Annotated in this window: 11 protein-coding genes; 2 read left to right on the plus strand and 9 right to left on the minus strand. The window is 41.4% G+C overall.

Annotation, left to right across the window (positions count from 1 at the left end):
• Positions 1 to 21: 21 nt before the first annotated feature.
• From MHI37_RS18630 to MHI37_RS18650, 5 genes are all read right to left on the minus strand, one after another.
• Complete coding sequence (locus MHI37_RS18630; RefSeq protein ID WP_076340123.1) at positions 22 to 1560, minus strand: ABC transporter substrate-binding protein; 1539 nt, start codon at positions 1558 to 1560, stop codon at positions 22 to 24.
• Between the two features lie 55 nt (positions 1561 to 1615).
• The gene (locus MHI37_RS18635) at positions 1616 to 2497 is read right to left on the minus strand and encodes a carbohydrate ABC transporter permease (RefSeq protein ID WP_076340122.1); all 882 of its coding nucleotides are present in this window, start codon (positions 2495 to 2497) and stop codon (positions 1616 to 1618) included.
• A gap of 15 nt (positions 2498 to 2512) precedes the next feature.
• Positions 2513 to 3466, minus strand: coding sequence for an ABC transporter permease subunit (locus tag MHI37_RS18640; protein ID WP_076340125.1), 954 nt, complete (start codon positions 3464 to 3466; stop codon positions 2513 to 2515).
• Positions 3467 to 3635: 169 nt separating this feature from the next.
• Complete coding sequence (locus tag MHI37_RS18645; RefSeq protein ID WP_076340121.1) at positions 3636 to 5183, minus strand: response regulator; 1548 nt, start codon at positions 5181 to 5183, stop codon at positions 3636 to 3638.
• Positions 5184 to 5197: 14 nt separating this feature from the next.
• Positions 5198 to 5416 carry a hypothetical protein gene (locus MHI37_RS18650; RefSeq protein ID WP_342556497.1) on the minus strand — a complete coding sequence of 73 codons (219 nt, stop codon included), beginning with the start codon at positions 5414 to 5416 and terminating at the stop codon, positions 5198 to 5200.
• 186 nt (positions 5417 to 5602) lie between these two features.
• Between MHI37_RS18650 and MHI37_RS18655 the strand changes: the two genes are divergently transcribed.
• On the plus strand, positions 5603 to 6847 hold the full coding sequence (locus MHI37_RS18655) for an IS4 family transposase (RefSeq protein WP_076340182.1): 1245 nt from the start codon (positions 5603 to 5605) through the stop codon (positions 6845 to 6847).
• Positions 6848 to 7023: 176 nt separating this feature from the next.
• On the opposite strand, the gene MHI37_RS18660 is transcribed toward MHI37_RS18655, so the two are convergent.
• Positions 7024 to 8541, minus strand: a complete 1518-nt coding sequence (locus tag MHI37_RS18660; RefSeq protein ID WP_076340172.1) for a histidine kinase — start codon at positions 8539 to 8541, stop codon at positions 7024 to 7026.
• 304 nt (positions 8542 to 8845) lie between these two features.
• On the opposite strand from MHI37_RS18660, the gene MHI37_RS18665 reads away from it, so the two are divergent.
• On the plus strand, positions 8846 to 10204 hold the full coding sequence (locus MHI37_RS18665) for a transposase (RefSeq protein ID WP_342556498.1): 1359 nt from the start codon (positions 8846 to 8848) through the stop codon (positions 10202 to 10204).
• 1 nt (position 10205) lies between these two features.
• Here MHI37_RS18665 and MHI37_RS18670 read toward each other — a convergent pair whose 3' ends face one another.
• Genes MHI37_RS18670 through MHI37_RS18680 form a run of 3 tightly spaced genes read right to left on the minus strand, consistent with a single transcriptional unit; the run spans position 10206 to position 13105 of the window.
• Positions 10206 to 11066: a sugar phosphate isomerase/epimerase gene (locus tag MHI37_RS18670; protein ID WP_076340166.1), complete on the minus strand. Its 861-nt coding sequence runs from the start codon at positions 11064 to 11066 to the stop codon at positions 10206 to 10208.
• 1 nt (position 11067) lies between these two features.
• Positions 11068 to 12216, minus strand: coding sequence for a Gfo/Idh/MocA family oxidoreductase (locus MHI37_RS18675; protein ID WP_076340167.1), 1149 nt, complete (start codon positions 12214 to 12216; stop codon positions 11068 to 11070).
• Between the two features lies 1 nt (position 12217).
• Complete coding sequence (locus MHI37_RS18680) at positions 12218 to 13105, minus strand: sugar phosphate isomerase/epimerase family protein (protein ID WP_218638964.1); 888 nt, start codon at positions 13103 to 13105, stop codon at positions 12218 to 12220.
• Between the last annotated feature and the right edge of the window lie 46 nt (positions 13106 to 13151).

Below are 13151 nucleotides of genomic sequence, written 5' to 3' on the forward strand. Positions count from 1 at the left end.
TCCTCACTGTCTATTTTATTATTACTGTTTAGCCCATTCATCCAACTGTTTCTGCTTCTCTGCGATAATCTTTTCAATCCCCGCTGCCTTGAGCTGTTTATTAAATTCCGGCAGATTTTTCGCAGGATCGATTGTTCCCGTTTCCAACGCTATTTTGAATTGATTCGCTACATTCGTCACGGCCGCGATTTCCGTCTTCACGGATTCTGCGTTAAAGGTGAATCCCAGTGCTTTTGATTTAATTGCTTCTTTATTGAAATTCCCCATTGTAGTCCAAAGCTCCGGATCATCGCCCTTCCATACGTAGGACAGGAATTGATTTCCGAACATAAAACCAAGACCTGGGGGATAGCCCGTATTCGCCGCATCAACTCCAGCTGGATAATCGATGACATTATCCGTTGATGTTTTTACATAATGCTTGCCCTCGATACCCCAATCGTACAAATTAACGATATCTTTATCTGTAAATAACAGATTAATGAACATCATGGATCTTTCTGGGTTTTTAGCGTTATTTGGAACACTCCATAGCCATGTTTGAATTTTACTTGTTGTGGCTATAGCAGGCTTCATATGAACAGAGACCATCTCTTTGGCACTATTTCTGCTTTCCTGCTGCTCCGTTCCAGGCTTCATATGCTGCAGCCACGAAGCTGCTTTACCTGATTTGACAATGTTTTGTGCTGTATCCGTACTTGTCGCGATATCCTTATCAATGTAGCCAGCCAGATACCATCTTCTTACCGTATTTAACAGTTGTTCATATTCAGGGGTCTCAAACCAATTGACGACCTTCAAACCATTATCATCATTGAGAAGCACACCGAACCCATCCCCTAAGTTATCGATAGAACCTAACAAAAATGCGTCAAACATGGTGTTTCCATACTTTGTTGTTGGGATCATATCCGGCTCATTTTCCTTAATGATTTTGAATACCGCATCTAGATCATCTAGTGTCTTAATAGCGGATAGATCAATATTGTATTTGTCAACTAAGTCTTTACGAATCGTGAATCCAGCGTCTGCGGCTAGATCGTGAACACTCGGTATGCCATAAGTTTTTCCGTTGATCTTAGCAGCATCCATAAAGAGTGGATCCATATCGTCTAATACTTTCCTCGCACCAAGTGCATACTCATCGATATAATCATCAATAGGAAGAAGCTGACCCTTAGCAACTTGCTGGCTATAGGTACCGAGTCCACTTATAATGACGTCTACTTTCTCGTTACCCGACAGCATAAGTGTCGTTTGCTGCGCCCATGCTCCAAAATTAATCGGTACAAACTTTACAGTCGTATTGATTTTCTCTTTGGTGATCTTGTTAATTTCAGCTTCAATTTCTTTAAAATCTTTAGGATCACCAGTGCCAGGCATAACAACCACCATTTCATAAGGCTCTAATTCCGGTGTTTTTGTTTTTGTGTCTGTGCTTGTACTTGTGTTTGTGCTTTTTGCTTCATTCTGGTTACTTGTGCTGCAGCCCGCAAGAACTAAGCTCATTCCCATTCCAAGCACAAAAAGTGTTTTTCCCCATCTCGTAATCCTTTTCATTCATAAGCCCCCTTATTAATTACTTATACTAAACTGGTGTAACCCAGTTATAGCCTTAGCCCTTGACTGCTCCGACTGTAATCCCTTTAATAAAATACTTTTGAAAGAAAGGGTATGCCGCAATAATAGGAATGGCTCCGATCGCAGCCATCGCCATTCGCATCGACTTAAGCGGGATATTGGCAGCCAGTTCAGAAGAAATACCATCTTGGCTGTTCTGCAGAAATTGAACATCCAGCAATATGCGGTTCAACAGGTTTTGAAGGCTGTAATATTGCTTATCCGTCACATAAATCAACCCATTAAACCAATCATTCCAGTATCCAATCGTTAGAAACAATCCAATAGTTGCAAGCACGGGTGTCGAAAGCGGCAGCACGATGCTGGTGAAGATTCTAAGCTCCTTGGCACCGTCGATATATGCCGATTCAATGATGGCGCCAGGAATGGACGTCGAGAAGAAGGTTCGCATCAGAATAACGTAAAAGCCATTTAATAATAGCCCAGGTATAATCAAAGCCCATATCGTATTTTTGACATCGAACATATTCGTGTAGACCAAATACGTAGGAACGAGTCCACCATTAAACAGCATCGTAAAAAACACGTAGAAGGCTAATACATTTCGGAAAGGCATTTCTTTCCGCGATAACGGATAGGCAAGCAGCGCGATAAGGATAAGTCCTGCCACAGTCCCAATTAGGGTAATCAGAATCGTGATTCCGTAAGCACGGGCAATGTTAGCGGCATCATTTAACAAATAACCGTAAGCTGCGAAGCTAATATCTTTTGGGATAAAAGAATATCCATTTCGGGTAATTTCCATATCATCGGTAAAGGACGCGGAAATGAGTACTAGAAACGGAAAAATACAGAAAGCGCTAAAGGCCAACATCACGAGATTAATAATCCACTGATACAATTTATTGGATGGCATGGCGGTTACCCCTTTCTAAAATAACGCATTATCGCTATTACGTTTTTTGACAACATAGTTGGCTACAATAATTAACACAAACCCAACGACTGCTTGATACATACCGGCGGCCGATGACATCCCAATATCACCTAAATTAATCAAAGCGCGATACACGTAAGTATCAATCGTGTTGGTAACCGGCATCAGGACTCCCGTATTCAATGGCACCTGATAAAACAATCCGAAGTCGGAATAGAAGATACGGCCGATCGAGAGCAAGGTCAGAATCGTAATAACCGGAATAATCAAAGGAATCGTGATGTTCCAAATTTGCTGCCACCGATTCGCGCCGTCAATCGTCGCCGCTTCGTAATATTCCGAATCAATACCGATGATGGATGCCAAGTAGATCACACATGAATAACCGACACCCTTCCAAATATGAACGATCGTTAAAATATAAGGCCAATATTTGGTTTCGCTGTACCAAGATACTTCGGAGAGTCCAAACATAGGAAGAATCGTTTTGTTCATAAACCCGCTGTTCCCATCCAGAAACGCGAGCACCAGATAACCAACAATAACCATGGATATCAAATGCGGGAGCAAAATAAGGCTTTGATTAAAGCGAGATAAAAAACGATTTTTTATCTCGTTTAACAAAATAGCTAGAGAAATGGAAATGCTGGTACCTAAAATGATAAAGACGAGGTTGTAGAGAATGGTGTTCCGAGTAATAATAAAGGCATCCGACGTTTTAAATAAATACTCAAAGTTTTTAAAGCCAATCCAATCACTTCCCCATATCCCTTTTGCAAAGTTAACATCTTTGAAGGCGATTACAACTCCGAACATGGGCAAATAATTGTTGATCAGCAAATATAACATTCCTGGAATGGCCATCAACATAAGCGCTCGATACTTTTTCAACTCTTTTAATTTGAATCGCAATCCGGTAGCAGTCGCTTGTTTGGGCTGCGCTTGCATTTGTGATTGTGTATTCATTCATATCTCCCCTAGTTAAAAATATTTTGTTGTCCTTCTTGTCATAATCATAAATATAAACGTAGTTTCCCACTACCAAGATATCGTCCTTTTAATTTTGAATTTCCGTTATAAATAAATAAAACGTCCCTATCATAGGGACGTTGTTTATTTATTGGCATTTCTTCCTATAATCCTGGGGTGTCATGCATACTTCCTTTTTAAAGATAGTTGAAAAATATGCAAAATTGGAAAAGCCCACTGCGAGAGCAATGCTGCTGATCGGCAAGTCTGATTTAGTAAGCAGATCCTTTGAAATGCGGATCCTCTCCTGAACGATATAATCGGAAATGGATAAACCCGTTTCCTTCTTGAATATTTTTACGATATAATCCGGACTGAGTCCAATATGATCAGCAATGTATTGACGCGATAAAGCTTGATCAAGTTGAGAGGTAATATAAATTTTGATTTTATCCACTACGGACAGGCTCGATTCATTATCAAACATATGAAGGAATGCAATTTCGAGTAATTCCTTTATCCATATTTGGAGATCCTTCACTGACCTAGTGGCAATTAATGCCCGATCAGGCGATAAATGATTGGAGAAAACTCGATCTGCCATCAGTCCTTTTTGCTGCAGCGCATAAAGAAGCATTTGTAAAAAGCTTTGATAAAACTGCTGCAGCTTTTTTGCGTCGATACCTTTGAGCTGCTTCCATGATTCTAAAAACTCCATTGTTTCCATAAGTAATTTATGTTTGTTTCCGAATTTCAACATTTCCGACCATACATTCATTTGCGGCAATGGAATGGTCTCATCTGCAATCGTTTTCTCCTGATAAAAAAAGACCTGATTGTTAAGGGAAACATTATCATGATGGAAATCAACTAGCCTTTCATATATGCCTAACATGTCTTGAATGATAACCGTTTCTCCGATGTAACAGGAAAGCTGACAATACAAATATTGGTTACAAGCTTGAATGAAGGACTGGCAGCTCTCTTTCACCTTCTCGCGTTCTGCGAAAGAGTATGTTTCTACAAAAGGAATAACGACTAAAATATATCCCCTTTTCACTTGAATGATTTGACCATTCATTCCTTTTTGGAGCAGGAGCTCCTCCGCTGTTTTTCGCAGTGCATATTCCATAATATTTTCCTCGCGAATCGACAGCTTCTTCTCCCAGTGCTGAACGCCGATTAATATGGGTAGAAACGATGTCGTTTCCGAATATGGAATGTTTTGTATTGCGATGTTTTCCCTAATTTTTTCTGGGTTGGAGGGAATGCTTTGATGGATCAAGTCCAGCCAGAAGTGCTCAATGATTCGCGGCCTCTCCTTGTTTATCTTTTTAAGCGCCTTCAAAATGACAGCCCTTAGCTCTTCCTGTTGAACAGGCTTCAGTAAATAATCCAAACTTCCTAATTGAATGGCCTTTTTTGTATACTCAAAGTCAGCATGGCAGGTTAAAAACATGGACTCTGTCTTTAAATTGTGCTCCCTGATCCATTCTAGAAGTTCGATCCCGTTTCCCTGGGGCATTTCGATATCGCAAATCATAATATCAATCAAATATTTCTCAAACAGCTCCTTAGCCTGTCGAATGTTATGAACTACAAATATGTCTGAAATGCCGAGCTCCTTCCAATCCAAACTTGATTTTAGCTTATTTGCAATATAGACCTCATCCTCGACGATTAATAACGAGTGCATATGCCATCTTCCTTTCACCCTTGTCGAAGCGGCAGCCCTATCTCAATCACAGCGCCATGATCGTTATGGAAGGCAATGTCCGCTTGATTCTGATATAACAGCCATAATCTACGTTTGACGTTCCAAATGCCTATATGTTCCCCTGAATCATTAATAGGGTTAATATTCTCTTGCATCTGTCGCAAAACCTCATTCGAAAAGCCTTTTCCAGTATCCTGAATGCGAATTTTCATTCTTTCGTCCGGGGACACTAGCATTGCATAAACAAAAATCAGATTTGTCAAGTGCGATCACCGAAAAGCCTATATGAGAAAATTGTTCTAAATATGTAATAATTAAGGTGGCTTTACCCAAAGAAAAAACCTTATGATTAGGGAAGAAGACAGTCCTGTCCAAATCCCTACTCATAAGGAGATCGCATGGACAAGGATACTACAAAATCCACTTTTAAGGAATACCTTATTCCTCTTGATCGAGAATTTTTATTGAACCAGATTGCAAAACTTGGACTGGATAAGTACACGAAGAAGCTGGATTCCGTTACATTCTGTAAGTTGTTTATCTTTGCACAGTTGTGCCAAGTCAAGAGTTTGGCTGACATCAGTTTGGACGTTCGCATGAGTGAAGAGCTGCAACGAGAACTGGCATTGGAATCGATCAGTGCTTCGCAGCTTTCCCGAAAATTGCGAGACTTGGATCCAGGTCTATTCGATGCGACACTTGGCCATCTCATTCAGCAGATTCACAGGGAATACGGCTTTCAGAAAGGAACGGCAGCACTTGGACGGTTGAATCTGATTGATTCTTCCACGATCTCTCTCTGTCTAACGAAGCATCGGTGGGCAGAATTTCGCAACACGAAAGCTGGCATCAAGATGCATACCCGCGTAGTCTATCACGAACAGATGGTAAGTCCAGATAAAGTCGTCCTTAAACCGGCAAAAGCCTCGGACAAGACAGAGATGAACGAGCTTGTCGTGCAGGAACCGGATGCGATGAATCTGTTTGACCGCGCTTATCTCGATTATGACTTATTCGACCAGTATTGCGAAAATGGTACGCGATTCATCACTCGTTTGAAGGCTAATGCGGTCGTCACGGTCCTTGAAGAGAAGGTTGTGAATGCCGAGGGACCCATTCTAAGAGAAGCCATCGTGCGATTAGGCAAGCCTGGTGTAAACCAAATGGAGCATACGCTGCGGTTAATCGAAACACATGATAGCAAGGGCAATCTCATTACCATCATCACGAATGAAAGGACCATGGAGCCAATCGAGATTGGCGAGCTCTACCGTCGCCGCTGGCACATCGAGTTGTTCTTCAAGTGGGTCAAGCAGCATCTGCACATTAAGCGGTTCTATGGTATCAGCGCCAATGCAGTCTATACGCAAATCCGCATTGCACTCATCACGTATTGTCTGCTTCTGCTTCTTAAGCGAAAGATTGCGTTCCAGGGTAACTTATTAATCATCTATAAACTGATGCAACGTTGCTGGGACGAGCCCTTGATAGCGATGATCCGAAAATGGTACGGGGACCGCACCCGAACATCCAAGGGGCGACGGACCTACGATCATGAGCGCATATTTGCGGAGACGCTACAGCAATTCGAGAATGGTGAAGAAGATCACTTGGACGAACTGGCATATGATCCGGTAATTTAAATATCTAACATTATGTGGATAATGGATTGTCTGAATCACAGCACCCCTTGTCTTTTTGGCACTAACTGTCATGATTTTATATTCTGAAAATTCTCACTAACCATAGGTCTCCTTTCTTTTACTAATACTGTAACCTGGATAAGCGCTTGACAAGACTATACGATTTTTATGCAATGCTAGTGGTCCGGGGAGGATTCATCAGAATTGATCGTAATATGAATTTGAACCAGCTCATCTAAGGTCACAGCATGCTTGATAGCGTTTTCAACAAACGTTTGAACAATTAAGGGCGGAACGCTACAATCCATTAGAGAATCGTCAACTGAAAAATCGTAAGTTAGCCCACCCGGAAATCTGAATTCTTGAATCCTCAAATAATTTCGGGCATGTTTGATCTCCTCTCTAAGCGCAACAAAATCCGAATGACTACGAAACATGAAGCGAAAATATTCGATTAAAGAAAGAGAAAGCTCCTTCATCACCACATAGTTTTTGTCGTCAGCAAGATAATAAAATGTATTCAATGAATTAAGATAGAAATGCGGATTAATTTGCAGCTGCAGATGTTTAAGCTCAGCTTTCTGATTGAATAATTGTTCTTCGTAAATATCGATTTTCAATTTTTGAATCTCTGAAACCATGCTGTTGAAGCTTTCATTCATAAGCTGAAATTCATAGGATGTGGGAACATCCTTAATTCGGGCCTCCAAATGACCTCCTTTAATTTTCCTCATGGCGACCATAATTCGGTTGATAGGAAGTAAAATGATTTTTCTTAACAAAAACAAAGCAGCCATCAAGATCAACACTGCACCGCTGACTATGCCTACTATGACACGCTGAGCATAGGGAAGTTTTTCCAAAATACTTCGGTCTGGCAAGACAGCAAGGAGGCTAAAATCCCCTTTGTCCGATTTTTCACCTATAACCAAATATTTCTCATCTTTCCCTGTCAGATGATAGACCTTTTGTTCATAGTTCAGCTTAATCTGATTAGCTTCAAAGAAAGCAGCGTCTTGCAAAGGCTCGTTGTTTGCACCCACAAGCAGTGATTTTCCAGTTGTTCCAAGATCAAGCTTATCTAGTGGTTCCATTATTTGTTTATAGTTTACCAATGCGCCAATATAGACATTTCCGGTTTTAATAATATGTATAAGATAAGCGCTTTCATTAATGTTCAAACTCGACCACCATTCATAAGGGTAACTTAGCATTTTATTTTGATCTTGAAAAATACCGTTGAGGCTGTTTTTGATTAACATCGTATTAGCAGTCTCTGTTGCCAAACTTTTTGGAGCAAGCAATAAATCCTCGTTCACAATGGAATATACAAAGAAGAAATCAAGCGAATAATAAGGATTGCTGTTATCATATAGCTCTCGGAATAACTGATACTTTGACAGACTATAACGATCCAAATCCTCCTCCGCAGGGCGTTCCAAATAATTCAATCTCGTCTCTTTGGTAGCGAATTGAAATAAATAGGTATCTATATTTGTTAATTCTTTATCTATTAGCCCCATATACAAGTCAAGCAAATTGCTATTCGATTGTGCCACCTGATTGCGCACCACCTGAATCGAGTAAAGATTATTATAAATGAGCAAAGATAGAACCGGCAGCATTACCACGATCAACCCAAAGATCAATTTGAAGCGAATGGAATTAAAAAAAGACTTCCCCGCCAAAGGCATGATTTCGGCCCCCTCTTTAAAAGCCTGTTCAACATGCTTGAACAGAAACAGCACATTACAACCGTTTTCCCCATAAATAAAGTGATCATAGGTATTTGGTATAATGTGCTGTCAAGGCTCTTTTATCTAAAAATATTTATTCTTAAAACCTCAACTTTCGCAGAGTCAAAATCGAGTTGACCCCTATCCGGTGTTAAGGTGAAGCTGGTTTAAGTAACGATCTTGCTAATATAGAAAAACACCGCTTCATTTGATAAAGTGAGATTGTCGAGATCCACTAAACCACAGAAGAGGTGTCCCTTCCATGATAAAGCAAAAGTCGTCCCTAGATCAACTCCCACCTGAAATGAGACCTGCTTTTCAGGAACTCGGTGTACTGAAGCACCTGAGAAATGCAGGATTCAAAAAGACTTTTGGCTATACCTGTTCCCATCTATTTATGCTCGTTTTTGTCCTACTCTTTCATCAGAAGAACTGGTTTCGTCTGCTTGAAAGTTCCAAAAGTGAAGCCTTTCCTGGCAAAGATGCCGTCTACCGGTTTCTTAATCACAGCGGATTTGCTTGGCGGCGTTTCTTGACTTCTCTCAGCAGTGACACCGTCCAGCGAGTCGAAACCTTGACCTCCGTCACACGAACTTCCGTGTTCATTGTCGACGATTCCATGTTTGAACGAAATCGCAGCAAAGCGGTAGAACTTCTCGCTCGGTTCAAGGATCACGCCACCGGTGCTTATTATAAGGGGTTTCGTATGCTGACTTTAGGCTGGTCGGACGGCCATACATTTCTCCCTCTGGACTTCGCCCTTCTCAGTTCCGTGAAGGCTGGACTGACCGGTATTCATTCGGGAATCGATAAGCGATCCTCTGGGTACAAACGCCGGAAAGAAGCTCTGCTTTCGGCCCCGCATCTGGTTTCTGAACTGCTGGATCGGGCCATCGCCTCGGGTGTTTCTGCGTCTTACGTGCTCATGGACAGTTGGTTCACTCATGCGCCCTTAATCGGGCGAGTGGTGGAACGAGGTCTTCATGTCATTGGCATGGTGAAAAACGACAACAAGCGATATCTCGTTCAGGGCAAACGGGTCGATCTCAAAGGTCTTTACCGATCTGCAACACAAGTCCAAGGGAAGCAACGGAATATTTTGCGTCAGATTCATACGGAACTGGTTCCCGGTATTCCAGTCGTCGTGGTCTTTGTTCGCCATCGCTCCAAGAAAAACGAATGGCTCGCGATTCTGTCGACGGATCTCACACTGACGGCACCGGAAATCATTCAAATCTACGCTCTTCGCTGGGACATCGAAGTCTTTTTCAAATGCGCTAAATCCTTGCTGCGCCTGCAAAAAGAGTTCCAAGGTCGCTCCTACGATCTGCTCATTAGCCATACTACGATTGTCTTTTCCCGTTATATTCTGCTGGCTTGGCAACATCGGAAAAGTACCGATCAACGGACGCTCGGTGGGCTGTTTTATTTGCTTTGCGATGAAGTCGGTTCTTTGGACTGGGCAGTGGCTTTGCAGCAACTGGTGGAATTGATGAACGAAATCGCTAATCAAGTCGGCAAAAAGCTATCCGCTATGATAAAAAGTCAACTACAGCTCTGGATCTCTGCTTTGCCCAATTACATCAAGGCTTACTTGCCAATCTCAGGCTGCGAAAGTTGAGTTAAAACCAATCGGCATAGCCCAATTTTCTTAAGTTGTCCCCAGAGGTCTTCAAGCAGTCAAATGGATCACGGCCATACAAATCGTCTTGCTCCACTAAGAAATACTGTACACCGCTCTCAATTCCGGCTTCAATAATGCCTTTCATATCAAGGTTGCCCTCGCCTACTTCGGCAAATTCAATTAGATTGGTGAACTTTTCGAAAAATTTACCCATGTCTTTGAAATCTAGTTCGTTCACATTCAATTGACCAATACGATAGTCTTTTAAATGCAGCAATGAAATACGGCCAGCGTATTCTTTAATAAGCTCAATCGGATTTACACCCGCTCTATGAATCCAGTGAACATCTAACTCAAAACCGAGTTTAGAGGTATTGTTTTTGATCATATCCAATAAATATTCCCCATCATATTTTTGGAACTCAATATGGTGATTATGATAATATAATTCAATTCCATGCTCATCCAATCTCTCTGCCATAACTTCAGCTTTTCCGATGAACTCCATAATTTTATCTTTACTGCCCATTAAATTGAACGGAAGCATGCCTATACGCAAGAAGTTGCAATCCAAGGTTTTGCAATCACTTACTATTTTGTCAAAATCATTCGTGAGTGTCTCGCCCGCCATACCTGGCATCATGGGTTCTAAAGCAGCAGACATAGAGGCGATTTTGATATCGAAATCAGCGCATGCTCTTTTGAATTCAGATACATTAGCTTCAGTCATCGGAATTTGTGATACCTCTACACAGTGATAACCAAGCTCATCTAGCTTTTTCATCGTCTCATAGACACCTAGCTCTTCAACTTTGCCTTTAAGCATCATCATTTGAACACCGATTTTACCTTTTTTCATACTATTTGTTCCTCTCTTCTTCAATTTTTTTATTTAATTCAGCCAAATAAAGCTCTTCATCAAATGAGATCTCTACTTTTTTGCCTAAGAAGCTGGACAGATGAATCGCATTTGCCAGCCTAACGCCATGTATGCCATCGCTGCCAGGAGCGATCAAAGGTGTACCTTCTACGATATTTGCAGCGAAGTTTTCCAGTACGGCGATGTGCTGAGCACCCCATACACTTTCGAATTCGAGCACCTCTTCCGTGAAAATATCTGCTGGGCCTTGGCCTGTAAATATTTTCATTACATCTGCCCAGCTCATATTAGCGCTCATTTCAGATTCGGACTTATGAAGACGTTTAATCGTTATTTTCTTGCTGTCATCAACAACGATCTTTCCTTTATCACCTAAAATTTCCAAACGGTCGGTACCCAAAACGTCATGTGTACAAGTAATAAATACACCAGTAGCACCATTCTCGTAGTCAAACATGGCCGTTACTTCATCTTCAACAGCGATATTTCTTTGGTAGCCGTATTTCACATTCGAATACACTTCTTTCGGCATACCGCAAATCCACTGAAGCAAATCCAATTGATGCGGGGCTTGGTTAACCAGCACACCGCCGCCTTCGCCACCCCAAGTTGCTCTCCATGCACTTTGCTCATAGTAGCCCTGTGGTCTCCACCATGTTGTGATCAACCAGTTCGTACGGCGAATCTCACCGATTTCACCACTATCAATGAGCTCTTTCAGCTTTAGATAAAGTGGATTCGTTCTCTGATTGAAGAAAATTCCAAAGGTCAGCTCAGGCTTTGAAGCTGCAAAATCGTTTAATTCTTGAACCTGTTTTGTGTAAACACCAGCGGGCTTTTCTACCAAGGCGTGAATATTTCTCTTTAACGCCTCAATCCCCATTTCCGGGTGCAGATAGTGTGGAACACAGGTAACGATTGCGTCCACATCGCCGCTCTCAAGCATATCAATGTAGTTGTCATAGAAAGGAACATCCGGATACTTGTCTGCAGACAATGCTCTTTTCTCTGGATCTGTATCACATATAGCCCCGATCACCATGTTCTTAACTTTTCCGTCTGCTAGAAATCCAGCATATAATCCGCCTTCTGCACCCAATCCGATAATTCCCATTTTCACATTTTTCATTTTATATCTCCTCACTTTCAATTGTTTCTAGAATTTGCAATAAAGACTCATACTGAAGCTTGTACCCGCCCGCTCCATCCAGCCCCTTGTTATCCTTAATAATTTCTGTCGCATCCTCAAGCTCTAAATCTTTTAATGAATCAAATAAAACTAAATGCGGCTCTAACGTTAAAAAACCTTTGTAGCCGCTAGCAATAGCCTGAGCTAAAATTTCTGGTATTTTACCTTCCCCTGTACCGCAAACCACATTTTGACTATCCGTAGAAACGGCATCCTTGATGTGAATATAAACAATTTCATCTTTCAGCAATTCGTAGCACTCCGCAGTGTCCTCCCCGCATTGTACAAAGTTAGCAAAATCGAAAATCGCTTTAAAATAAGGAGAAGCAACCGATTTCAAAATATCATGGCAGCGTCTTGCAATATCACCATATATATCCTTTTCATTCTCATGCAATAAGATGATATTATGTTTTCCCGCAATATCGGCATATTCCTTTAACTTGCTTATTACTTGATCTTTATAGCGATCTGCATTCTCACCCTTTGGAATATAGAAACTGAATATGCGGATATATTTACAATTTAATAGGTTAGTTATTTGGCAAAGCCTGTCCAGCATAAGCTTTTGCTCTGCAAAGCCCTCTTCATCGTTGACGAACACTTTACCGATTGGCGCGCCAATAGATGAAACTCCGATCTGTGCCTTCTGGAGCCTAGGAAGAACCGATTCTTTGATTTCATCTACAGAGAACTCTCCGATGTTCCTCCCATCGATTCCGCGCAATGAAATATAACGCATGCCTAGCTTTGATACCACTTCTAGCTGAGTATCAAAATCAGACGAGATTTCATCTGAGAAGCCTGATATCATTAAATCTTTATTCACTGTGTGCTGCTCCTCCTTTTTATTCAAAAAAGCTGTTATCCCTTCA

Source organism: Paenibacillus sp. FSL H8-0548 (genome assembly GCF_038630985.1).
GTDB lineage: Bacteria > Bacillota > Bacilli > Paenibacillales > Paenibacillaceae > Pristimantibacillus.